Source organism: Runella zeae DSM 19591 (genome assembly GCF_000423565.1).
Classification (GTDB): Bacteria; Bacteroidota; Bacteroidia; order Cytophagales; family Spirosomataceae; genus Runella; species Runella zeae.
On sequence record NZ_KE384039.1, the window covers coordinates 154,519 to 178,991 of the forward strand.

The following is a 24,473-nucleotide window of genomic DNA, read 5'->3' on the forward strand; positions in this document are numbered from 1 at the left end:
ACAACGACTATAAAGCACCAATAATACCCAAGCCCGAATGCAGTTTCTTTTTCCAACCTTTTTGTGGAGTCTATTGGCGGTGAGTATTCCGATAGCAATCCATTTGTTTAATTTTCGTCGTACTCGACGCATCTATTTTTCAAATGTCTCGCTTTTGAAAAATGTTGAAATGGAAACGAGTTCCTTTCGGCGTCTTAAGCAGTATTTGATTTTAGCAACGCGCGTCTTGGCTATTATTGCACTTGTTTTGGCATTTGCACAGCCCTATCTTCCTAGTCAAAACAAAACGGGAACCAATGCCCAAAGCGTGACGAGCGTATACATTGATAATTCATTTTCGATGCAAAATGAAGATAATAATCAACGCTACTTAGACATTGCTACTGGTAAAATAGATCAGTTGTTGACATTGTTTCGAAATGCTACCCGGCTTCAATTGCTCACCAACGACTTTAGTCCTGACGAGCAGCAGCTTACTACTACCGACCGGGTCAAGGATCGCCTTACGACTCTGAAACTATCACATACCCCGCGTAGCTTACCCACTATTTATAAAAGACAGGAAAATTTGATGGCTCGCTATACTGGAAGCGGCAAAAATCAATTGTTTTGGTTTTCAGATTTTCAAAAAAGTACAGCGGGAGACTTAGGCAATTTGAAGATAGATTCACTCAATAAACTTTACCTTGTTCCTGTTCAGACTACCGCTTCACAAAATGTGTACGTAGATTCGGTTTGGCTCAATACGCCTTTTGTGAGAGAGTTTCAAAACAATATTTTGTACGTAAGAGTAAGCAATGCTGGTAACAATGACGTCAAGAATCTGGTAGTTAAGCTGTTTTTAGACGACGTACAGGTCTCCACTGCCCCCGTAAGCCTTGCCCCCAAAGGCTCAGCTACTACTGCTTTCAATTTCAATGTGCGTGGCAAAGGCTTTAAACGTGGTCGGGTGACATTTGATGATTTGCCTATTACTTTCGACAACGAATATTTCTTTGTACTCAACGCGTCGCCATTGATAAGAGTGGTGCATTTTTCGGGGCAAAGCAATCCTGCCCGCGCCGTCGAAAATGTGTATTCTAATGATAGCCTTTTTACTTTTCGTAGCCTCAATGCCACTAATGCCGACGTGGGTTTGCTCAAGCAAGCGGATTTGGTGGTACTAGAAAGCTTAGAGCGGGTAGAAGGTACTTTACGTACTGAAATTGAGAATTTTGTAAAAAAAGGTGGAAGTGTATTGGTGATTCCACCTTCCAATCCTGATATCGTCAGTTATGGTAGCTTTTTGGCAGCTTTGGGAGTAGGAGGCTTGATTGAGCGCCCTTCCAACGAAGGAATTCCCTTGGCCAATCCTGAACGTAATAGTCCGTTTTTTAGTGATGTTTTTGAGCAATCTGTTCGCCAAGAAAACCTGGAATTGCCCATCGTAAAGCCAGTATGGCAGTGGCAGCCAAATGGTGCTAAAATCCTCAATTTGAGAAGTGGAGATGTGTTTTTGAGTCAATCATCGTTACAGCGTGGCAAAGTATATGTCGTCGCCAATCCTCTCACAGATTCCTTTGGGAGTTTTGCACAAAATGCTCTCTTTGTACCTGTCATGTACAAAATTGCGGCTCAGAGTGTAAGAGAGCAACGTACTGCATTCTCATTTGATGAAAATACAATTAGCCTTACTGTACCCGAAGCCCCTCAAAATACGGTTTTTAAACTTAAAAAAGGCAAGATTGAGTTGATACCAGTGCAGCGTTTGAATGGCAACCAACTCACTTTAGAGATGCCTAAAAGCAACCAACTAGGAACCGACCAAGAAATGGAATCGGGCTATTATGAACTTCAAAAAGAGGGACAAATTTTGCAGCTATTGGCCTTTAATCACGACAATCTTGAATCACAATTAGATTATTTTAGTCCAGCCGAGTTGCGTCAGCTGTTTAATAATCAGCCTAATGTACAGGTTTTTGACAATATAGCCGACGGAGATTTTATCAAAGAATTTCAGAAACAAAATATTGGACTAAGCTTATGGAAATATTTTCTTTGGGCAGCTTTGGCATTTTTGTTGGCCGAAATTTTGATTATCCGATTTGTAAAATAAATAATTCTTACTGACCCCTACCTGCATTCAAAATGCAGGTAGGGGTGCATGTTATTGAAGCTGATTTTCAACAAAATAGGTCATGGCTTTACTCAAAAATTGAGCATAAGCAAGGTTAGATTTACCATCAATCGTGGTATAACGTTCGTCGGTGAGATACAATTCTCCTAATCCTTTATACGCCTCTGCCTGAGGGTCTTCAGAGTGTGCCGTTCCCCAAAATTGACGGATATTTTCATAATGCCTGAGAATCAATGCCTGCACCGACACACTCTCAGGCGATAAGTGCATCTTGGACATAATCGCCGCCGCAATTTCTTGTTGTTCGGCTTTAAGCTGTTCAAAATTTCTTTTACCCATCTTTAATAAATGATGTTCAGCATTATTGATGGTCTCCTCACCATAGGCATCTATGGCCGCTTTACGGTAGGTTCCGGCTGTCTCTTTAGACAGTCCTTCATATAAGTCTTCGTGATTAAGCATGTTTTTGTTTTTTAGGTCTAACATTGTTTTGTCAATCGTCTGAAGAAGGGTTTCTAGGCGGTTTTTGCGAGTTTGGAGTGCTGCTTTGTGAGTGGCAAACGCTTCAAACAAGTCAAACTTAGGGTCGTCGAGGATGCGACGAATCTCTTCGAGCGGAAAGTCTAGCTCTTTGTACAACAATACTTGCTGTAGTCTCAGTAGTTCTTTTTCTCCGTAGAGTCGATACTTAGCCTCGGTGCGTAGCGAAGGCTTCAACAATCCCAAGCGATCATACAGATGAAGTGTGCGCACACTTACTCCTGCGATTTTAGCTAGCTGTTTTACCGTATACTTTACCATTTCTATTTAAGATTGACGGTTCAAAGGTAAACTATGACCTAAGGTAAGAGTCAAGTGTTTTTTGAAAAAAGTAAAGAAAAATCAGTGACTTTTTGAAGGGCCAAAACGTCCTTAAAATAAGAAAATGGTGTTTTAACGCTATAGGTGCAATTATTTGCAAAAAAATGGCGTTAGTTTTATGGAAATTTTAAAAGTATTTATGTCGCGATTTTTTAGATTATTAATTGTTGTAATTACGGGAAGCAGTATCGTATCTCAAGCCCAGGATAGTCGCTTCACACTTAATCTAGCGGTAGGTAAAAGCCTTTCTATGCGTGAAGTGGCTACCAAAATATTTGGGGAAACGAGAGGGGGCGAACTTGCTGATGATGGTCTTGGAGCCCAAATAGTAGCAAGTTACTATCCTACTAGAAGAATAGGGTTGGCTGCTCGTTTTTCTTATAACCAAAACAATACCCGAGAAGAGGGCATTAAACTCATTGCCTCTGGACAGTATGGGGTGGTCAATCCTGTGGTTGTGTCTTCAGAGGGATGGACGGCACTTAGTGGGATGATTGGGCCTACGTTGCGCTTAGGTGGTGAGCGTCTTGGTTTAGAAGGGCGTCTGTTGGTAGGATATGCTACGGTCAAAAGTCCAAATTTTACGACTAAGGGGGCATTTCAAAATTACGAAATCCAAGTTATAACTAATTCCCAAAATGCCCAAGATTGGGCCTATGGGGCAGGAGCGACTTTTCATATAGGGATTACATCTGCGGTAGCATTGGTAATTAATGCCGATGCTACGCTGATTAGTACTACTTTTAAAAATGTAAGTAATCAAGTGTCAACCACAGGTTTTCCAGAAGTAAATCAGCAGGTTAACATTGATCAGCATGTAGGGGTTATGAATGTAACGGGTGGTTTGCGTTTCTCTTTTTAAACAATCAATTGATTCTAGAGCCTATTAAACTTTGTTTATATAAAAATTTTGTCTCTTTCAAAAAGAGGTGATTACACTATTTATTGTTTAGTTTGCAATGCTATTCTAAGCCGATGAGAGAAACCCTCGTCGGCCTTTTGTTGTTAATACAATTAGGGAATTTTTAGATTCTCAAGTTTTTTCTCTTTTGGGAAAAGTATTCATATGCTCTCAACACACAATTTTCTTACATTATATCAGAACGACAGCTTCGTTCAAATGATTGTCAATCAGATAGCTAGTCAGCAGGCTCACATCCAAGTAAAAGGCTTGGCAGGAAGTTTGGATGCGGTATTGGCAGGGGCGGTTTATCAAAGTTTGCCTCGGCTCTGTCTCTTCGTAACCAACGACCGTGAAGAGGCGGCTTACTTGCAAAACGACTTGCAAAATTTACTTGGAAAAGAGATTTTGTATTATCCTACTTCCTACAAACGCCCTTATCACTACGAAGAAATCGAAAATGCCAATGTATTGATGCGGGCTGAGATTTTGAATAAACTCAACGTATCGACTCCTGAGCATTTGCTGATTGTGACTTATCCAGAGGCGTTGTTTGAAAAGGTAATCAATAAGCGTTCTTTACTTTCAAATACTTTTACCGTAAAAGTAGGAGAAAGCCTGGATGCTCAATTTTTGCGGGAATTTTTGTTGAGTTACGACTTCGAAATCACCGACTTTGTCTACGAAGCAGGGCAGTTTTCGGTGCGGGGGGGGATTATCGACGTGTTTTCGTTCGCAAGTGAGCACCCTTACCGCATAGAGCTATTTGGCGATGAGGTGGAAAGCATTCGTTCGTTTAATCCCGACTCACAGCTATCAGTAGAGACTCAAAAGCAAATCAATATTATTCCTGATATTCAAAACAAACTTACGCTGGAGACGCGCGAGTCGTTTTTGAGTTTTTTTCCTTCCAATGCTCTTCTTTGGTTTAAGGATGTTGAACTTACGCTTGAGGTCATTGAAGAATGTTTTGAAAAAGCCGAAAAAGCCCTAGAAAATGTTAAGGGAGGAGATATACAGCTCGTGTCGGATCCAAACGAAATATTTGAAACACGCAGAGGTTTTTTGAATCAAATCAAAAATTTTAAGACGATTGAGTTTGGTCGGCGTTTTTATAGCCCTTTTACCATAAAAGACGACAGCAATCTGCCAATTCGCGGCACATGGGGGGCTAAACCGCAACCTTCTTTCAACAAAGACTTCAAACGTCTTATTGATGACTTATCAGAGCGCCAGCACCAAGGATTTACAAACGTGATTGTGGCGGAGTCGGCCAAGCAGCTCGAACGCCTCGAAAAAATCTTTGACGAACTTGACCCCTATGTGAAGTTTCGTCCGATGAATATCTCCCTGCGGGAAGGATTTGTGGATGAGCAGCTAAAAATAGTCTGTTATACCGATCACCAAATATTTGCGCGGTTTCATAAATACCACGTCAAAGAAAAATTTAGTAAATCTAAAGCCCTTACATTAAAAGAACTGAAGTCACTCAAATCGGGCGATTTTGTGACTCACGTCGATTATGGTATCGGTCGGTTTGCAGGTCTTGAAAAGGTAGATGTGGGCGGAAAAGAGCAAGAGGCGATTCGGCTCGTGTACCGCGACAACGACATCTTGTTTGTGAGTATTCATAGCTTGCACAAAATCGCCAAATATACTGGCAAAGAAGGCGGTGCAGTGACGATGAGCAAGCTAGGCTCACAAGAATGGGAAAATAAAAAATCAAAAGTAAAACGACAACTCAAAGACATTGCGCAAGAGTTGATTGGGTTATACGCTAAGAGGCGTTCGGCCAATGGATTTGCTTTTACCCGTGATACTTATTTGCAAGCCGAGCTTGAGTCCTCGTTTTTGTACGAAGATACCCCCGACCAAGCAAAGGCCACGTCGGATGTGAAAGACGATATGGAAAAACCACATCCTATGGATAGACTCGTATGTGGAGATGTGGGCTTTGGCAAGACCGAAGTTGCTATTAGGGCGGCTTTCAAAGCCGTCACTGACAGCAAACAAGTGGCGGTGCTCGTGCCTACGACGATTTTGGCCATGCAGCATTATAAGACTTTTAGCGAGCGATTAGCCGATTTTCCGGCAAGGGTCGAATACATCAATCGCTTCAAATCCGACAAGCAAATCAAGGAGATTCTGAAAGAAGTAGAAGCAGGAAGGGTGGATATTTTGATTGGGACGCACCGGATTGTTAACAAAGACATTAAGTTTAAAGATTTAGGGCTGCTCATTATCGACGAAGAGCAAAAGTTTGGGGTGAAAGTCAAAGACCGACTCAAAGAAATGCGGATTAATATTGATGTGTTGACATTGACGGCGACGCCTATTCCGCGTACGCTTCATTTTTCGTTGATGGGAGCCAGGGATTTGTCAGTGATTGCTACGCCCCCTCCCAATCGTCAGCCTGTGACGACAGAAGTACAAGTATTCAATGAAATATTTATCAGGGATGCGGTAAGTTATGAAGTAAACCGAGGAGGACAGGTGTTTTTTGTGCATAATCGGGTCAATGATATAGAATCTATCGCAAATCTTATTTTGAGGCTAGTACCCGAAGCGCGCATTGGTGTAGCTCATGGTCAAATGGATGGCGAAAAACTCGAAAAAGTGATGATGAGGTTTATCGAAGGTGAATACGATATTTTGGTAAGTACCAACATCATCGAATCGGGTATAGATATTCCCAATGCCAATACCATTATTATCAATCAAGCGCATTATTTTGGGATGTCGGATTTGCATCAGATGCGTGGGCGGGTAGGTCGTAGCAATCGGAAAGCGTTTTGTTATCTGCTTACGCCTCCTATTTCGCATCTAACTACCGATGCCCGTAAGCGTTTGCAGACACTAGAAGAATTTTCGGAGTTGGGTGATGGCTTCAAGGTGGCTATGCGGGACTTGGATATTCGGGGTGCTGGAAATTTGCTTGGGGCAGAGCAAAGTGGTTTTATCAACGACCTTGGTTATGAGCTATATCACAAGATTTTGGATGAAGCAGTGCAAGAATTAAAACAAACTACTTTCAAAGATTTGTTTGATTTGGGAGAGGCCGTTCAGGTGGTCAATACCGACTGTCAGATGGAAACTGACTTAGCAATTTTAATTCCTGATAGCTATGTGAAAAATATTTCTGAACGTTTGTCGTTATATACTCGTCTGGACAACATCGATAGTGAAGATGAGTTAAGTGCGTTTAGAGGTGAGGTTACAGACCGCTTCGGCCCGCTCCCTGAGGAAGTGAAAGGGTTAATAGAGATGGTGAAAATCAGGTGGATGGCCGAAGCGCTATTTATGGAAAAGTTGACCCTTAAAAACAACACGCTCAAAGGTTATTTTGTCACTACGGGCAATGATGCCTTCTTTCAATCAGATAAGTTTGGGCATATTCTCTCTCATATTCAGCGCAATCCAAAGCGCTTTGCGCTCAAAGATCTCAAAAATAAATTATTGGTAACTTGCTCAGATGTCAAAACCGTAGCTGAAATGCGGGCTATTTTAGAAGCCTTGACCCTGAAATAAAATCAAAAAGCCCAAATCGCAAGATTCGGGCTTTTGTTTTCAAAGAGGGTATTATCCAGGGTACTTTTCGAGAATTTTGTCTACCTCACGAGGAAGTTTTTCAGTAATGTTGGCGGGACTACTCACCGCATTTTGAATAGAACCCCGCCAAACTAGTTTTTTGGTACGAGTATCTACCATATCTACTACGAGGGTGCCATCTTCATATTTTTCGGTACGAGTACGTCCCCATCCCCAATACCCAGGCGCCCATCCACGCCATCCCCAGCGTCCCCATCCCATATAGGGACCATAAAGGGGCGGGTCGGTGACGGTTCGGGTTTTTTGCTGCACAAAAAAGTGATAGCCAATCAGCAAATCAGGTGAATCTTCATCTTTTTGTAGGCCTTTTTCAGCAAGCGAATTGTCAACGACCATCTCCACATTTTGGGTGGCGATGTCATTATAATAAAGAGGGTTTTTCCCTGCCTTCACGTCGGGTTCCATAAAAGCATACGACTTATATTTGGATAAATCGGCGTTTGAACGAGATACTTTTACGGTATTACAGCTCATGACTGCAAGTATAAGTACTGTATTTATTAAGAATGTTTTCATAGCAATTTTGATTGATTTTAATTTCAATGCTTAGTTTCACTAATTGACACATTACGAATGACATACCATATCAGAAGTGGGGAAAAACGAGTACAAAACAGGGTGGAAAGCGGTCAAATGTTATGCTAAACAGAGTGAGGTGGGTAAAATTTTTCGCAAAAAAAAGTATTATTAATTTGTACTTAGTCTAAATAATACAGAAGTTTGCGTCGGTAAATGAAAAAGCCTAAAAACGATGTCAAACATTTCTTCATTCTCTAAATTTTCATTGGTAGCGGTTGTAGCTTTAGGGCTAGGCGCTTGTTCAAAAGAAGACGAAACCGTACCACAGCTACGAAAATCAATTGATTATAGTACCCTTACCGAGACTACTCCTTACAGTAGTTTGTTTGTGGACGAAACTGGCAAAACCACGGTTGATTTGGCCAATGGCAACAATCGCTATAAGATGTTTCAGACACTTAATACCTACATCAGCTCCTCAATCAGTGGCAATAGGCAGATTGATGCCACAGTCTTGAAAAATATGTACGCCAATACAGGCAACCCTTTTGCTGACAGTACTAAACTAAACACCTCAGGGGTACAGTTACGCAACGTAACCGCCTCTTCTTGGTCTACTACCGAAGCAGAAAAAGTAAGAGCTCACATTGATACTTACATTAATTCAGTAGCCGAAGCAAGCAAATCAGTAACTGCCGTGGCAGAAAAAGGCAAAGCTGGAAAACTAGGTACTTACTTGGTAGATGCCAAGGGAATTGAACCTATCCAAATCATTCAGAAGTCGTTGATTGGTGCTTTACAGTATGATTATATTGGTAATGTGCTCTTAACCAAAGGGTTGGATGCTGATAACTCTAAAGTATTGACAGGGAAAAACTACACCCAACTTGAGCAAAATTGGGATGAGGCTTATGGTCTCTTGACCCTCAATCAGGTGTATTTGAAGGGTTCAACAGACGCCCAAAGAGGGACTACCGAGTTTGCGTTGGGGTCGTATATTTGGGAATACAACAAAGCGGCTTATGCTAAGATTTTCCCTGCTTTTTTGCGAGGTAGAGCGGCGATTGTCAATAATGATAAAGTAGAGCTTAAAAAACAAGCTGATTTTATCAAGGCCGAAATGGAAAAAGCAATTGCCTCGGCGGCACTTGGATACTTAGGCCCTAAATACGTAAATGCCCAAACTGAAGCAGCTCGTGCTCATGCGATTGGCGAAGGATTAGGATTTATTTATTCATTGCGTTTTGCTACAATCAACGGCGCTGACGCTACCTTCTCCGACAATATCCTCAAGGCTTTGATCTTAGATGCCCCTAATGGCTATTGGGACTTGACACCTGCCAAAATTTCTGCTGCATCAGACGCGATTAAAGCAAAATTCAAACTGTGATTCAATCCAAAACATAGTTGATACTTGAGAAATGTAAATGGACTATTTGCTCAAAATCAATTACTTATTTTAATATTATCTATTTACCAAAAGGAGGACAAGGCATCGGTAGTTGCTTTGTCCTCCCTTGTCGCTTAAAAACCCTATGTTAAAATCGAAACATACTTTATTCAAAACGAGTGTTTTGGTATTGTTCGGAATGCTGATTTGGGCTTGTTCTAACAACGACAGCCCTCAAGAACCTGAACCTACCGATACCTCCAAAGACCGAAAAGTATTACTAACGCATTTGGCGGATAATATTATCATTCCTTCTTACGCCAATTTCAAAGTGAAGTTTGATGCGATGAATAGTAAGTCGCAAGCTTTTACGGCTAAACCCGATGCTACTACCTTGGGCGAGTTTCGTCAGGCTTGGCGTGAGGCTTATATCGAATGGCAAAAAGTGGAGTTGTTTGACGTAGGGCCTGCCAATCGAGCGGCTATGCGAAATTTTTATAATATTTACCCCACTAGCGTAGCGGGTATCACGCAGTACATAGCCGACCCGTCGGTCAATTTAGAAGTAGCAAGTTCTTATGACAAACAGGGATTTCCGGCATTAGATTACTTACTCAACGGAGTAGGCACAACCGACGCCGAAACGGTAGCTTTTTATACCAATGCTACCGACGGTGCTAAGCGTTTGGCGTACATAAAGCGCATCGTGGATCACATGAATGCTTTGATTACCAAAGTAATAAGTGATTGGAATGGAAGCTACCGCGAAGAGTTTACGACCAAAACGGGGCTAGACATTGGCTCGCCAATGGGAGAACTAGTGAATGGATATGTGCTTCATTATGAGCGTTTTATTCGTTCTGGTAAGTTTGGGATTCCATCAGGTGCTATGCTCAATGGCGTAGTAGCTCCCGAAAAAGTAGAAGCTTTTTATAAGAAGGATATTTCCAATATTTTGGCACAAACGGCTCATCAAGCCGTAGTCGATTTTTTCAATGGTAAAAATGTAAAAACAAACGCCGAAGGGCCTTCTTTCAAAACCTACTTAGATGCTTTGGGAGCCAAAGACAGTGCTACTGGCAAGACTTTGTCCGAAATCATCAATGAGCAGTTTGGGGTAAGCAAATCCAAAATAGATGCCCTCAAGCCTAACCTTTTTGAAGAAGTAAAAACCAACAATGCTGCCGTAGTGCAAGTATATACCGAAATGCAAAAAGCGGTTAGGATGCTTAAAGTCGACATGACCGCCGCTATGAGTATTGTAATTACTTATACCGACAACGATGGCGATTAGGGAATAATTGATGATAGCTATTTTTTCATTTTGATGCCATCTTATTTTCAAAAATCAGTATCAGCCGCTCCGCTTGCCGTTTTTAGGATTGTGTTTGGGTTGATGCTTTTGGGGAGTGTGGTGCGGTTTTGGGCTAAAGGGTGGATTGAGCAACTCTACATTCAGCCGCGCTTTTTTTTCCCTTTTTATGGTTTTGAATTTGTCAAACCACTGGGTGAATATACCTACGTGGTTTTTGCTATTTGTGGACTTTCGGCTTTGTTGGTGGCGTTGGGGTGGTTTTATCGTGGGGCAAGTGTGGGGCTTTTTTTGAGCTTTACTTACATCGAACTTATCGATAAATCCACTTATCTCAATCACTATTATTTTGTGAGTCTGATATGTTTGATGCTTATCTTTCTGCCAGCTCAGGTCTATTTTTCGGTAGATGCGTTCCAAAATCGGGTTCGAGTGGCTGATAGTATTCCGCTGTGGTGTCTTGATGCGTTGAAGTTGATGGTGGGTATTTTGTATTTTTATGCCGGTTTGGCAAAACTAAACAGCGATTGGCTATTGCGAGCAATGCCACTGAAGATATGGCTTCCTGCCCGCAATGATTTACCAATCATCGGCTTCTGGTTTAATCACCCAATCGTCCCTTTTGTTTTTAGTTGGTTGGGTTGTATTTATGATTTAAGCATTCCTTTTTTACTCTGCAATCGCCTTACTAGACCTTGGGCTTATGGAGCGGTGGTTGTTTTTCACTTGCTTACGGCGATTCTTTTCCCGATTGGTATGTTTCCTTATGTCATGATTGTGACGGCGCTTGTGTTTTTTTCTGCAAAATTTCACCAAAAAATCATCGAAATAATAGGCAATACAATAGGGCTATCAGAGGCTTTTATGTATCCTCGTCAAATCTTCAAATATGCGTTTGCGAGTCAGAGATTGTTGTTAGGAATGTTTGGTATATTTTTTTTGATACAACTTAGCTTTCCATTTCGGTATTTATGCTATCCTGGAGAGTTGTTTTGGACCGAGGAAGGGTACCGGTTTTCGTGGCGTGTGATGCTGATGGAAAAGGCAGGTTATGCGCAATTTACGGTCAAAGACGTTTCTGGCCGACAAGTCATCGTCAACAACAATCAGTTTCTGACGCCTTTGCAGGAAAAAATGATGGCTACGCAGCCCGATATGATTTTGCAGTATGCGCACATTTTACGGGATTATTACAAAAACCAAGGCTTTCATGCACCGCAAGTGTACGTTGATTCTTATGTAGCTCTAAATGGCCGTTTGGGGCGTCCTCTTATCGACCCGCGTGTAGACTTAGCCAAAGAAAAAGAATCTTTTAAACACAAATCCTGGATTATTCCATTCAATGATGAAATTAAAGGTTTATAGCTATAAAATCGTTACGAGTTATTTGTTGAATGTCTTTTGTAACTGTTTAGTAATCAATGGTTTTTGTCAAAAAAATATTTTTCAAATGAGGAGAATTTTAATAATTAAATGGAGGAAATACTCATTTTCAAATTATCGGATTTTTAAATTAGTATCTCTAGCCAATCTCCTTGTTTTGAGTTTATTGTCAGTTGCGGCATTGGCCCAATTTCGCGTGTCGGGGGTGGTTCTTTCGCAGCAAGATAGTAGTGCCGTCAAAGGCTGTGCGATTTATTTGGAAGGACGCCAAGAAGGCGAACGTTCGACCATTACCAACGAAAAAGGGGAGTTTTCTTTCGGAGATTTATCCAATGGTAATTACACATTACAGCTTATTTCGTCTGATTTTAAAGCGCTTAAATATCCTTTTAGGGTAGAAGGCAAAGACCAAACCTTGCGTTTATTATTGCAAGGGCGTCAGGAGCGTCTCGACGAAGTGGTCATTAAAGACAAACAGACTGATTTTGGTTTTACGCGGATGAGAGGCGTAGAAAGCATGGGTATCTATGAAGGTAAAAAAACGGAGGTGATTATTCCAGAACAACTCGTAGCCAACCTTGCTACCAACAATGCCCGTCAGGTATATGCGCGGGTAGCAGGATTGAATATTTGGGAGAATGACGGCGCAGGTTTGCAGTTGAGCATTGGAGGGCGGGGATTGGATCCCAATCGTACCTCCAATTTCAACGTCCGTCAAAATGGCTATGACATTAGTGCCGATGCTCTCGGCTATCCCGAAAGCTACTATACGCCTCCTGTAGAAGCGATTGGGCGGATTCAAATTGTGAGAGGGGCTGCTTCGCTGCAATACGGAACGCAGTTTGGAGGCCTGCTCAATTTTGTGATGAAAAAGCCTAATCCTAATCGGAAATTAGAGGTATTGGCGCGGCAAAGCGTGGGCTCTTTTGGGTTTTATAATACCTTCACAAGTGCAAGCGGAACCGTCGGAAAACTGAGCTATTATTCTTTTTTTCAGTACAAGAGAGGCGACGGCTGGCGTGCCAATTCTCATTTTGATAATGTTACGCTTTATGCCGATGTGGACTATCGGCTGTCCGAAAAAAGTGTAGTAGGGATTGACATCACCCACATGAGTTATTTGGCGCAGCAACCCGGAGGACTGACCGACGGGATGTTTCGAGAAAATCCACGACAGACCAACCGCGAACGCAACTGGTTTAAAGTAAATTGGAACTTGATGGCGATGCATTTTGACCACAAGTTTAGCATCAATCAAGAGTTTAATTTAAGACTGTTTGGGCTTTTGGCCAATCGTTATTCGTTAGGATTTCGGCCCAACCGCGTTGCTACTATCGACGATAACTCTAAGCGGGATCTCATCAAAGGTGATTTTGAAAACTGGGGTGCAGAGGCTCGCTATTTGAATCGGTATTTTATCAAAAAAAGCCTTTCGGTATTGTTGGCGGGAGTACGCTATTATCATGGGTTCAATCATAGTCAGCAAGGACTCGGTAGTACAGGCAGCGATGCCAATTTTAGTTTTGTAGAGCCTGAAAGATTCATTACTTACGATTATCGTTTTCCTAACCGAAATGTATCTGCTTTTGTAGAAAATGTATTTTATCTCAACGACCAATGGTCGATTACCCCAGGGCTACGTTATGAATATATCTATACTACTGCGGATGGTTTTTATGGAAATATTACCCGCGATTTGGCAGGAAATATCCTAAATATACAGCGAACTGACGAATACCGTACCAACGGGCGACAATTTGTGCTGGGTGGGGTAGGAGTGAGCTACAAACCTCATAGTCAGATAGATATTTACGGAAATGTCTCCCAAAACTATCGCTCTATTACTTTTAGCGATATGCGCATTGCGAATCCGTCGCAGGTCATTGATCCCAACATGAAAGATGAAAAAGGCTACTCGATAGATTTGGGAGTAAGAAGCCAACAAACCACTTTCTATAATTATGATGTTGGAGTGTTTTATCTTAATTATAATAACCGTATTGGCGAAGTACAATTTTATGATGAAAACAACCGCGTTTTACGCCTCAGAAGCAACATTGGTCAGGCGATTATTATGGGGATAGAATCTTACGCCGAGGCCGATTTTTGGCGACTCCTACGACCTGAAACCAAAAATGGAAGCGGAGTGATTTTTGCAAATGTAGCCTACATCAAATCAGAATACAAAGCGAGTAAGATGCCGGGTATCCAAGGAAATCAGGTGGAATTTGTCCCCAAAATCAACCTAAAAAGTGGCCTACGGGTAGCGTACAAAAACCTGAAAGCATCTTATCAGTTGACTTACCTTACTGAGCAGTTTGCCGATGCTACCAATGCCCGTGATGGGGGAGTGGCGGGAGTAGTAGGCTTGATTCCGACTTACAAAATCATGGATTTGAGTGTTTCTTATGAATTTAAGAAGTATCGGATAGAAACAAGCCTCAACAACCTCGCCAACGAAATGTATTTTACCCGGCGTGCCACGGGCTATCCCGGCCCCGGGATTTTGCCTTCGGATGGCCGTAGTTTTTATTTGACTCTACAAGTAAAACTATAGCCACTATCTAATCTCCGACACCACCACATAATTGCCCGTTCGAGTGATTCCGTACTGAAACCATTTGGATTTGTGGCTACGGTCAAACGCAAAACCCTGCCCTTCGCTGATGGTAGGTATCTTTTTGATATACTCTAAAGTAGCGCCTCTCGATGGTAATTTGAGAACGTATAGCTCAGGCTTGTCGTGGCCCGTACAATAGAGCAAGCCGTCTTTTCCCCAAGTACCTCCCGAGGTGCTTTTGGGAGCGAAGGCTTCTAAAAGCAAAACAGGAAAAGCCCACGAAGCGACTTGTTGCCATTGAGGAGTAAATTTGACGAGGGTAGTCCAACGGTTGTCGCGCCCACCGTCCGAATTTTTGTCGGAATAATTGGCAAAAGCTACCCACCAATGCCCTTGATAAAAATCAATCCAAGTGGCTGAACCCGGAAAAAGCCCAAAACTGTGGGTATCAATATGTTTGAGGGTAGTTTTGTCAAAGATTTCAATGGAGCTATTCATGGGTTTGTCGGGGTAGTTGGAATGCGCACAATAGAGCTTATTGCCAATTACAACTCCACTATTGAGGTGTTTGAGCAGTCCCGTCGAATCTTTCCACGCCGCTACCTGCTTGGCGTTTGCCTTGGTATGTTTGGTGATGGAGGTGTTGTTGATGACATAAAAATGCTCCGCATCGACAGCGACTCCTTGTTTGACCTCCGCAAGTTGAAAACGTTGAATTTCGTGGGCGGTTTGAGCTTGTACATTTAGATATAAGGTTAGCCCAGTGAGTAAAATCAGGATTTTATACATTTGTGTAATAATAAAGACTACATTCAGAAAGAGATCACTAGCCTTCTCATACCTACCAACGGTTGATTTTGGGAGAGTAATTTTTAGGCTCTATTGTCTTATGCACAAGATAGATTTTTCTTTTCAAAACAAATTTGGCATTCATGAGTCATTCTACAAAACTGCGTGCAAAGCGCGTATTTTCCTTCTTTTTTTCAGTGGCTATGTTTTTCGGTGCTACTACCTTTGCCCAAACGGCCACTTTGGCGGATGTATCTTTTATGAAAGGGCATTGGCTAGGTACTTTCAATGGCGGGCCTATTGAGGCATTTTGGGCCGCTCCCGCAGGCGACAACCTGACGGGCTTTATGCGGATGATGAAAGACGATAAAGTAACCATGTACGAAATGCTCGTTTTTGAACAAACCGCCAAAGGTCCTATTGTATTGGTAAAGCATTTCAAGCCAGGTTTGATTGCCATGGAGGAAAAAGAGGTATCAGACCGTTATCGTTTTATTGAAGCCAAGAAAGGCCAAGCTCTTTTTGAAAAAGAAGACGCTTCGGTGCGTATCATTTATGAGCATCGTAGCGAAAATCAGCTTGTCATTCAGCGCGGAAAACAAGAAAACGGTAAGTGGGTTTTTATGGATTTGTTTGTTTTCAACCGTGTGAAATAAACTACTTAGGTATCGCAAGCAGCACATTGCTGACGGCTCTTTCGCCTTCGTGGTCAAATTTTTTGTTGTCGCTCGGATAGTTGACCACCCCTTGGTTGGCTATCCACATTGTAGTAGAGCCTCCTCCGTCGAGATTGAGGGCATCGCGACAACCTAGTTGCCGCGCCAAAAAGGTAAGTTCGGGTAAATTCATCCCAAAAGATTGGGAGGAGCGTCCATCTACAGTGATAAGGAGGACTTTGTTGTGATGCGTAATACAGACACAGGTACGAGGATGCCGATTGTCGTTAAATGCGTTTTTGGCGAGTATTTCGGGTTGTCCATTAAGCAGAAGCAACGGTCCCGATAGCATTACATCTTTGTAAGGAAGGTGGTATTCCCAACCTACTTGTGGTTCGCCTTTCAAAATTTTAAGTTTTTTGTTGGCAATAACCACGGCGGCTTTTCCATGAAATGCCGCCGTACTTCCTTTGAGGGCTCTCGTTGTATCAGAGATATATCCTTGGCTTTTAAAAAAATCGACTGAGCCGCCGTTTTTTACATCAAAAAATCCTCCGTTGACTCCCACAATGGCTCCATTCTCTTGCGCTATTTGGCTAGTAGGGCGGAGTTGACCTTTGGTTTTATCGGTTTTGGGAAGAGAGTCGGCAGTGGTGAGTGCCCAAGAAAATTGTCGGCTTTTGCGAGGCAATTCTAAGATATTGATGCTTTGATTGGCCTTAAAAAGCTCATTGTTTTGGAAGTGTATCTTCTTCCAAATGATACCCTTGGGTAAGTTTTGTATCTCCCAGGAGCCTTGTAACAAGGCAGTTGAGTCGCTGGCAGTTTGGGCTTGCAGATAGGAGGCAGTTAGAAGTAATAAAAACAGAATCGGTTTCATTTTATTTTCTAATTTTGTGGCATAATTCGTTGGGAAGGTAGAAGTAAAAAGCTATAAAAGCGTACAAAAGTAGAAACAAACTTAATCATAATCGCTTCGGCGACTCGTAATTAACCAGTAACAGTTAACAAAAAAAATCAATGGCAAAAGTTCCCGTAAATAAACATCAGCCTGTCTATCAAATGCCTACCTCACCTTTGGCGGTGAAGACCAAGAAGTTTGGTTTGGACAAAAAACAATACGTAAATATCGCAATGCAACAGCTTTGGGAGCAGCAAAAAGTGTGGACCTTGCTACCGCTTGGGTTGTTGTTAGTGAATGCTATTTTGGGTATCACGGGGGTCTATCCCAATATTTGGGCCTATATCGTCATCATTTTGGGGGCATTGTTGTACGTTGGTTTTTGGTGGGTACAATATACCGGCGTGACGCAGCTCGAACAGTACAAACAGTTGTTTGACAAGTATATGTACGAAATCGACAGTCGTCAGATTTTGGTCAAAACCAATGCGAAAGAGGGTGGCATTATGCAGTGGGAGCAAATCAAAAGTGCTTATAAACACAAAGATGCGTATGTGCTTGTGATGGGAAAAGGGCAATTCCTGCATTTTCCAACTTCGGTATTTAATTCCGAGCATGATATTCGGCTCTTTGAACGGATTCTCAAACAAAAAAATCTGTTGTTAGAAGATAACAAGAAATAAAGCTGAGTCATTTTAAAGTAGGGATTCATCAAAGAAGACCTTCTGATTTGTGTTTGAGTAAGCCAAATGCTCAAATATAAACAGAAGGTCTTTTTATTTCTTGTCTTCAGTTGCTGAGATTTCATAGAAACAATAAAACTAGGAGATTTCTATCCATGAGATGAAGTCTAGTGGCAATTATTAAACAGACATTAAAAATAAAAATATTTTTAGAAGTTTGAAGATTGAAAAAGTACAATTTTGAGGATGTTAAAACTTAATACTATATAGGCTTTAACCCGTTTATTTACAAATAGTTGGCTAATTTGACTTTCGTTTAGAAAGTGTGGTATTATTTCCTGTTTAACGAAAATTTTATAAAACTCTTTCAAGAGAATAAACTATATTTGTAGCCATAGCATTTAGAAATCAGTTAAAAATTTTTATTTTTCCTTTGATTTATCCCATAAAATAAAACTTAATCCTTGATTATGAGCTACTTGGTAAAAGAATCTAACAATTACCGATACATCGATGAAGGGCAAGGAGAGGTACTGTTGCTTCTGCATGGCTTGTTTGGTGCTCTCAGCAACTGGGATGGGGTAATTGACCATTTCAAGAAAGATTACCGCATTATCATTCCTATGCTTCCCATTTATGAAATGAATCCTAGGGAAGCTGGTTTGGAAGCTTTGGTAGCTTTTACGGAAGGGTTTGTAGCTTCGCAACAACTAAGTGATATGACGCTCATTGGCAATTCGCTCGGTGGGCATATTGCGATTTTGTACACTCTCACGCATCCTGAGCAAGTCAAACGTTTGGTACTGACGGGTAGCTCTGGCTTGTTTGAAAACGGCATGGGAGGCTCTTATCCTAAGCGGGGGAGTTATGAATACATTTCTGAGCGCGTAGCTTATACATTTTATGACCCCAAAGTAGCCACTAAAGAGCTGATTGATGAAGTGTTTGAAACTACATCAAGTATCCCAAAATGTATGAGTATCGTAGGGATAGCCAAATCGGCTCAGCGAAACAATGTGGCAAAAGACCTTCACAAAATTCAAGCACCCACATTGTTGGTGTGGGGACTCAATGATACAATCACCCCGCCACATGTAGGGCATGAGTTCAATCGATTGATTTCTAATTCGGAATTATATTTCATTGACAAATGTTGTCATGCTCCCATGATGGAGCATCCTGAGCGTTTCAATGTATTGTTGGAACGGTTTTTAGTGAAACACGCTATTGCAGAGTTGGCATAGTGAGTAGGTCAAAGTTTGTACGACTTGGGTTCAAGCTTTGACTACTTTTTGTTAAGAAATTCCTATCTCTTGTAATTCTACGAGCTTCTATTACTTTTACATCCTTTAAAGTATCTATAGCTTGTAATGATGACATTTCGTCGCCCGCCTTCTCGGTTTAGTTTTCTTCCTAAATGGCTCGCTTTTCTGGATTTCATGGGGATATTTGAGCGAGACCCTTTTGGCAACTCCCTGTTTATCAAGCGTATCTTAATTTCGGTCATTGGTTGGTTTACGTATTGGCGCTTTACGGTGGTCAACAAAATGCAAATCGAAGGTATCGAGCATCTCGAAAATCTTCCTGAAAATGGGGTATTGTTTTTGTCAAATCATCAGACCTATTTTGCAGACGTCATTTCTTTCTATCATATTTTTTCAAGTGTAAAGTGGGGTTTTAAAAGTACGATTGTGCCGCCTCTGTATTTGTTGGCTCCAAGAGCGCGTAGTTATTATGTAGCTGCCAGCGAGACAATGAAAGCCGGAATTGTTCCTAAGCTTTTTGGATTAGGAGGGGCCCTGACGGTGGAGCGCTCGTGGCGTGCCGAAGGAAAAAATGTAAAACGTGAACGCGACGCCTCGGCGGGCAATAAAGTGGCCGAAGCATTGGATCACGGATGGGTGGTGAGTTTTCCGCAAGGTACAACCAGCCCCTACGCGCCTATCCGAAAAGGTACGGCGCATTTAGTCCTTGAAAATCAGCCGATTGTTATTCCTGTGGTCATCAATGGTTTTCGAAGGGCTTTTGACAAAAAAGGCCTGCGTTTCAAGAAACGCAATACCGTCTTAAGCGTAAGATTCAAAGCCCCGATTGTGTTTGATGAGTCGATGTCGGTCGAGGATATTGTCGAAAAAATACGGAGAGAAATAGAACAGGAAATTCCTGAAAAAATGGTTTGGATGAAAAAAGAAGGCGAGTAGGATTATTTGATTTCACCCTTCACCGAAAATGTTTTCTTGTCTGTCAACGTCAAATGTTGAAATCCGCTTATTTCGTAAGTTTTGATTAGCCAAATACCTTCGGGGCGCATGGCACAAGTAAGCAATAGCTTTTTTTCTGACTCAAAAAGTTGATTTTCTTCTTTCAACGTAGCTTCCACAAAGGAGGGTTTTTTAGAAACACCATCAAGGGTGATTTTCAACAACTTAACGGGTAAGTTTTCGCCTTGCTTGAGGGTATATACATAGGTGCTAGCTGTGGGCTGAGAAATATTATAGCTTAATTGATAAGCCTGTTTGTTGAGGTCAGCTTTCAGAAATAGTTCTAGTTCTTTGGCCCAATCAATATGAGTACTGTTGACGACTTCTTTGTCTGCTCCGACCGTCATCTGCTTGCTAACTAGGGGTTTACGTTTGTTTAGCTCGACTATTTGCTGGTCAATAAAACCTTTCAGGTCAAAATAAGAAAGTGCAGAGGTAGTTTCGGCAGGGTTGGTACAACCGAAAGACCCTATCAAAATCAAAATAATAAAAAGTAGTTGTCTCATAAAAAAAGTGCTTCTTGGATTTAACCAGAGAAGCACTCGAAAAGTTCTAAAATTAGATATGTTGTATAGACTACAGCAGACTTTCTCCGGTCATTTCTTGGGGTTGTGCTACGTCCATGAGTGCCAAGATCGTGGGGGCGATGTCGGCTAGTTTGCCATCTTTGGGCTGTCCTTTATACTCATTTCCCACAAATATACAGGGGACTAAATTGGTACTATGGGCGGTATTAGGCGTGCCATCGTCGTTGCGCATATAGTCCGAATTTCCGTGGTCGGCAATAATAATAGACGTATAGCCATGCGCCATTCCAGCCGTAGCAACAGCTTCGGTACATTGGTCGACGGTTTCGCAGGCTTTTACGACTGCCTCAAACACACCCGTATGTCCTACCATATCGGGATTTGCAAAATTGAGACAGATAAAATCGGCAGTTTCGGCTTCTATTTCGGGCAAAATGGCGTTTCTAATGTCAAACGCGGCCATTTCGGGTTTTAAATCGTAGGTTTTTACATCCTTAGGTGAAGGGCACAAAAGCCTTTTTTCACCTTCAAAAGGCACTTCCCGACCTCCCGAAAAGAAAAATGTTACGTGAGGATATTTTTCGGTTTCGGCAATACGGATTTGGGTCTTGCCGGCATTGGCCAATACTTCGCCGAGGGTATTGGAAAGATTGTCTTTGTCATAAATAACTTTGACTCCTACGAAAGCATCGTCGTAATTGGTCATTGTTAGATAATAAAGACTTAGTTTGTGGGTATTTTGCTCAGGGAAATCCTGCTGAGTGAGCATTTCTGTGATTTCGCGACCACGGTCGGTACGGAAATTGAAACAAAGTACCACATCTCCTTCTTCAATTGTGGCTATTGGCGTGCCATCTTGATTCACGGCCACGATAGGCTCAATAAATTCGTCAGTAATATCCGCATTATAAGAAGCTTGCACACTCTCAAGCAATTGGCTAGGGGCTACTTGTGTACCCTCTCCTCTGACCATCGCGTTGTAGGCTTTGGCGACGCGTTCCCAGCGTTTGTCGCGATCCATGGCATAAAAACGCCCGGTGATACTGGCAATTTTTCCGGTCGTTTTAGCGAGGTGTTGTTCCAAATCGGTCAAAAAGCCTAAGCCACTTTTGGGGTCGCAGTCGCGTCCATCTGTAAAAGCGTGCACGTATACATCGCTTAGGCCAGCATTTTGGGCAGCTGTACAAAGCCCTTTTAAGTGATTGATATGAGAGTGAACACCGCCGTCAGAAACTAGCCCGATAAAGTGTACTTTTTTGCCAGCGTTTTTGGCGTAGTTGAAAGCTTCTACCAAAGTAGGTTCTTGCGCAAGGGTGCCATTTTCGACGGCAAGGTTGATTTTTACTAAATCTTGGTATACGATACGACCCGCACCGAGGTTAGTATGACCTACTTCTGAGTTGCCCATTTGTCCGTCGGGCAAGCCCACGGCCAAGCCACTCGCTTCTAGTTTGCTATGAGGGTATTGTTGTAAGATACGATCATAAAAAGGAGTATTGGCAGCGATTACGGCGGAGCGATTTTCTTCGCCAGCTTTGGCAATACCCCATCCGTCCATGATGATTAAAATGACTTTTTGACTCATATTGTGGGTTTATTTTAAACTTCTAAAATTAAGTAAGCAATGTTAATAATGAGCAGCGATAATTAACCGCACTGGCGGTTTCGTGTGCGTAAGAGCTTAATAACGAGTGTTTTATTGTTTATTATTTTCTTTATATCAACAATTTTTTAAACGATTATAGTCTCAGATTTTCAAAATTATAAATGATGTTCTTTAATCAGGTATTCTAAAAAATTCTCTCCGCAACGTAGCACAATCTGATACACATTTTCAAAGGCCGTAATGTCGTCATAGTATGGATCAGGAACATGAGGGCTATCGGCCTGTTCATCAAAATCACGGTAAAGAAATACCCGTCCCTCTTCGGGATAAAAGCCCGTAGAGCGATAACTCTGCGTCTGAATATACTCTAAATTGGATTCATCCATAGCGATGATGTAATCGAAGTTAGCAAAATCGTCGCTAGAAAGTTTGCGCGCTTGGTGGGTAAGTGGGATGCCGTAGTCGGCAGCAACGCGGCGTGAGCGGCGGTCGGGGAGAGAGCCTATATGATAACCATGCGTACCCGCCGAATCGCAGGCAATTTTGGCAGAAAGCCCTTTTTTTTCTATTAAATCTCTGAATGTACCTTCGGCAAGGGGAGAACGGCAAATATTACCTAAACAAACAAATAAGACATTAATCATACCGATGTTGGTATCGATTGTGGTGGTATAAACATCCAACAATCTGTGGGTTACTTTTCAAATGGCTCCCCTTTGGCATCCACAAGTACAAACACATCCTCGCTGTCTTTTTTCATAAAATATTTTTCGCGAGCGTATTTTTCCATGAGCTTGTCGCTACCTAGGGTAGAAGCTTGTTCTTTTTTCAAGGACTCTATTTGGTCTTGGTAATATTCTTTTTGACTTTTGAGCTCTTGTAGTTTAAACCAGTTGCCAATTTGGTCTGGAATGCTGTTGAGCTCAAAAAAGCCTAACCATGCAAACAACATTACTAAACTTGTAAAATAGAAGTTTCTGAACAAACGAAGGTATTTCATAGGTTTAGTTTTGTTTGAGCAGGAAGAAAAAAGTAAACTTACTCTTTAAAATATAACTATGTATTAGCAGTTGGCTCAAGCCAACTGCTAATGAGACAATCCTTAAAAGTTTTTGCCAGGGAAGTAGGCTGTTTCGCCAAGTTCTTCCTCAATGCGTAACAATTGGTTGTATTTGGCCATACGGTCAGAGCGCGAAGCCGAACCAGTTTTGATTTGACCCGTATTAAGTGCTACGGCCAAGTCAGCGATGGTGCTATCTTCGGTTTCGCCTGAGCGGTGGCTCATGATGTTTTTGTAGCTATTGCGTTTTGCTAAGCTTACAGTATCGATAGTTTCGGTCAATGACCCGATTTGGTTCACTTTTACCAATACCGCGTTGGCTACTTGTTGTTCGATACCCATTTGGAGGCGTTTAACGTTGGTCACAAACAAGTCGTCACCTACGAGTTGGCATTTTTTGCCGATAGCCTCAGTGTGTAGTTTCCAACCTGCCCAATCGTCTTCAGCCATACCGTCTTCGATGGAGATAATGGGGTATTTGTTTACCCAATCCGTCCAGAAATCAGCCATTTGGGCAGACGTCAATTCCTCTTTGCTTGATTTCTTGAATACATAACGGCCTTTTTCTTCGTTCCAAAGTTCAGATACGGCAGCATCCATGGCGATAAAGATATCTTCGCCTGGGCGGTATCCTGCTTTTTCGATAGCCGTTAGGATGGTTTCAAGCGCTTCTACGTTCGATTGGATGTTGGGAGCAAAACCACCTTCATCTCCTACGTTGGTAGAGTATCCTTTCGATTTCAACACACCTTTCAATGCATGGAATACTTCCGTACCCATGCGTAGGGCTTGAGAGAAAGTTTCGGCGTTGGTCGGCATTACCATAAACTCCTGGAAGTCAATAGCATTGTCGGCGTGAGCGCCACCGTTCATGATATTCATCATAGGAACAGGAAGGGTGTTGGCATTTACGCCACCTACGTAGCGGAACAATGACAACCCAGCTTCTTGAGCAGCAGCTTTAGCTACGGCGAGCGATACACCCAAGATGGCGTTGGCTCCTAATTTACCTTTATTGGCAGTACCATCAAGCTCAATCATGATTTTGTCAATCTGATTTTGCTCATATACAGAAAGTCCTAATAATTCGGGATAAATAATTTCATTGACGTTTTGAACGGCTTTCAAAACACCTTTGCCCAAATACACGCTCTTGTCATCGTCGCGGAGTTCGACTGCTTCGTGAATGCCGGTAGAAGCGCCTGAAGGTACGGCAGCGCGACCCATGAAGCCATTTTCGGTGCGAACTTCAACTTCTACGGTAGGGTTACCGCGTGAGTCGAGAATTTGACGGGCATGTACCGATTGGATTGTACTCATCTTGTCAGGTAGGTTTTGT

At 42.1% G+C, this 24,473-nt stretch carries 20 protein-coding genes; 11 read left to right on the forward strand and 9 right to left on the reverse strand.

What is annotated here, in order from left to right; genetic code table 11:
- Positions 1 to 37: 37 nt before the first annotated feature.
- Positions 38 to 2,095: a BatA domain-containing protein gene (locus G563_RS0125440; protein WP_028667809.1), complete on the forward strand. Its 2,058-nt coding sequence runs from the start codon at positions 38 to 40 to the stop codon at positions 2,093 to 2,095.
- A gap of 51 nt (positions 2,096 to 2,146) precedes the next feature.
- Here G563_RS0125440 and G563_RS0125445 read toward each other — a convergent pair whose 3' ends face one another.
- The gene (locus G563_RS0125445) at positions 2,147 to 2,917 is read right to left on the reverse strand and encodes a MerR family transcriptional regulator (RefSeq protein ID WP_028667810.1); all 771 of its coding nucleotides are present in this window, start codon (positions 2,915 to 2,917) and stop codon (positions 2,147 to 2,149) included.
- A gap of 178 nt (positions 2,918 to 3,095) precedes the next feature.
- Between G563_RS0125445 and G563_RS0125450 the strand changes: the two genes are divergently transcribed.
- Together G563_RS0125450 and mfd are read left to right on the forward strand one after the other, a co-directional pair.
- Positions 3,096 to 3,839 carry a hypothetical protein gene (locus G563_RS0125450; RefSeq protein WP_028667811.1) on the forward strand — a complete coding sequence of 248 codons (744 nt, stop codon included), beginning with the start codon at positions 3,096 to 3,098 and terminating at the stop codon, positions 3,837 to 3,839.
- Between the two features lie 204 nt (positions 3,840 to 4,043).
- Positions 4,044 to 7,406: a transcription-repair coupling factor gene (gene mfd, locus G563_RS0125455; protein WP_028667812.1), complete on the forward strand. Its 3,363-nt coding sequence runs from the start codon at positions 4,044 to 4,046 to the stop codon at positions 7,404 to 7,406.
- A gap of 51 nt (positions 7,407 to 7,457) precedes the next feature.
- On the opposite strand, the gene G563_RS0125460 is transcribed toward mfd, so the two are convergent.
- On the reverse strand, positions 7,458 to 8,003 hold the full coding sequence (locus G563_RS0125460) for a DUF4136 domain-containing protein (protein ID WP_028667813.1): 546 nt from the start codon (positions 8,001 to 8,003) through the stop codon (positions 7,458 to 7,460).
- 235 nt (positions 8,004 to 8,238) lie between these two features.
- Here G563_RS0125460 and G563_RS0125465 point away from each other — a divergent pair, with 235 nt between their 5' ends.
- The 4 genes from G563_RS0125465 (at position 8,239) to G563_RS0125480 (ending at position 14,648) form a co-directional block, all read left to right on the forward strand.
- Positions 8,239 to 9,396 carry a DUF4856 domain-containing protein gene (locus G563_RS0125465; protein ID WP_028667814.1) on the forward strand — a complete coding sequence of 386 codons (1,158 nt, stop codon included), beginning with the start codon at positions 8,239 to 8,241 and terminating at the stop codon, positions 9,394 to 9,396.
- A 145-nt stretch (positions 9,397 to 9,541) separates the two neighbouring features.
- Entirely contained in the window at positions 9,542 to 10,690 is a 1,149-nt protein-coding gene (locus G563_RS0125470; protein ID WP_028667815.1) for an imelysin family protein, read from the forward strand.
- 33 nt (positions 10,691 to 10,723) lie between these two features.
- On the forward strand, positions 10,724 to 12,073 hold the full coding sequence (locus G563_RS0125475; protein WP_028667816.1) for an HTTM domain-containing protein: 1,350 nt from the start codon (positions 10,724 to 10,726) through the stop codon (positions 12,071 to 12,073).
- An 85-nt stretch (positions 12,074 to 12,158) separates the two neighbouring features.
- The gene (locus tag G563_RS0125480) at positions 12,159 to 14,648 is read left to right on the forward strand and encodes a TonB-dependent receptor domain-containing protein (RefSeq protein WP_084650983.1); all 2,490 of its coding nucleotides are present in this window, start codon (positions 12,159 to 12,161) and stop codon (positions 14,646 to 14,648) included.
- A 3-nt stretch (positions 14,649 to 14,651) separates the two neighbouring features.
- Here G563_RS0125480 and G563_RS0125485 read toward each other — a convergent pair whose 3' ends face one another.
- Positions 14,652 to 15,440 carry a hypothetical protein gene (locus G563_RS0125485; RefSeq protein WP_028667818.1) on the reverse strand — a complete coding sequence of 263 codons (789 nt, stop codon included), beginning with the start codon at positions 15,438 to 15,440 and terminating at the stop codon, positions 14,652 to 14,654.
- Positions 15,441 to 15,643: 203 nt separating this feature from the next.
- On the opposite strand from G563_RS0125485, the gene G563_RS0125495 reads away from it, so the two are divergent.
- Positions 15,644 to 16,096 (forward strand): DUF6265 family protein, encoded by a 453-nt coding sequence (locus tag G563_RS0125495; RefSeq protein ID WP_157585609.1) that lies wholly within the window; start codon positions 15,644 to 15,646, stop codon positions 16,094 to 16,096.
- Position 16,097: 1 nt separating this feature from the next.
- Here the strand turns inward: G563_RS0125495 and G563_RS0125500 are convergent, their stop codons facing one another.
- The gene (locus G563_RS0125500) at positions 16,098 to 16,976 is read right to left on the reverse strand and encodes a phosphodiester glycosidase family protein (protein ID WP_028667820.1); all 879 of its coding nucleotides are present in this window, start codon (positions 16,974 to 16,976) and stop codon (positions 16,098 to 16,100) included.
- 140 nt (positions 16,977 to 17,116) lie between these two features.
- Between G563_RS0125500 and G563_RS0125505 the strand changes: the two genes are divergently transcribed.
- The 3 genes from G563_RS0125505 to G563_RS0125515 all read left to right on the forward strand — a co-directional run bounded on the left by G563_RS0125505 (position 17,117) and on the right by G563_RS0125515 (position 19,881).
- Positions 17,117 to 17,680: a YcxB family protein gene (locus G563_RS0125505; protein WP_051211201.1), complete on the forward strand. Its 564-nt coding sequence runs from the start codon at positions 17,117 to 17,119 to the stop codon at positions 17,678 to 17,680.
- A gap of 470 nt (positions 17,681 to 18,150) precedes the next feature.
- Positions 18,151 to 18,924, forward strand: a complete 774-nt coding sequence (locus tag G563_RS0125510; RefSeq protein ID WP_028667822.1) for an alpha/beta fold hydrolase — start codon at positions 18,151 to 18,153, stop codon at positions 18,922 to 18,924.
- A 129-nt stretch (positions 18,925 to 19,053) separates the two neighbouring features.
- On the forward strand, positions 19,054 to 19,881 hold the full coding sequence (locus tag G563_RS0125515) for a lysophospholipid acyltransferase family protein (protein ID WP_028667823.1): 828 nt from the start codon (positions 19,054 to 19,056) through the stop codon (positions 19,879 to 19,881).
- 2 nt (positions 19,882 to 19,883) lie between these two features.
- Here the strand turns inward: G563_RS0125515 and G563_RS0125520 are convergent, their stop codons facing one another.
- The 5 genes from G563_RS0125520 to eno all read right to left on the reverse strand — a co-directional run bounded on the left by G563_RS0125520 (position 19,884) and on the right by eno (position 24,454).
- Positions 19,884 to 20,447: a hypothetical protein gene (locus G563_RS0125520; RefSeq protein ID WP_028667824.1), complete on the reverse strand. Its 564-nt coding sequence runs from the start codon at positions 20,445 to 20,447 to the stop codon at positions 19,884 to 19,886.
- A gap of 70 nt (positions 20,448 to 20,517) precedes the next feature.
- Positions 20,518 to 22,053, reverse strand: coding sequence for a 2,3-bisphosphoglycerate-independent phosphoglycerate mutase (gpmI, locus tag G563_RS0125525; protein ID WP_028667825.1), 1,536 nt, complete (start codon positions 22,051 to 22,053; stop codon positions 20,518 to 20,520).
- Between the two features lie 176 nt (positions 22,054 to 22,229).
- Positions 22,230 to 22,718: a low molecular weight protein-tyrosine-phosphatase gene (locus G563_RS0125530; RefSeq protein WP_028667826.1), complete on the reverse strand. Its 489-nt coding sequence runs from the start codon at positions 22,716 to 22,718 to the stop codon at positions 22,230 to 22,232.
- A gap of 50 nt (positions 22,719 to 22,768) precedes the next feature.
- Positions 22,769 to 23,074, reverse strand: a complete 306-nt coding sequence (locus G563_RS0125535; RefSeq protein ID WP_028667827.1) for an FtsB family cell division protein — start codon at positions 23,072 to 23,074, stop codon at positions 22,769 to 22,771.
- Between the two features lie 102 nt (positions 23,075 to 23,176).
- Positions 23,177 to 24,454 carry a phosphopyruvate hydratase gene (gene eno, locus G563_RS0125540; protein WP_028667828.1) on the reverse strand — a complete coding sequence of 426 codons (1,278 nt, stop codon included), beginning with the start codon at positions 24,452 to 24,454 and terminating at the stop codon, positions 23,177 to 23,179.
- Between the last annotated feature and the right edge of the window lie 19 nt (positions 24,455 to 24,473).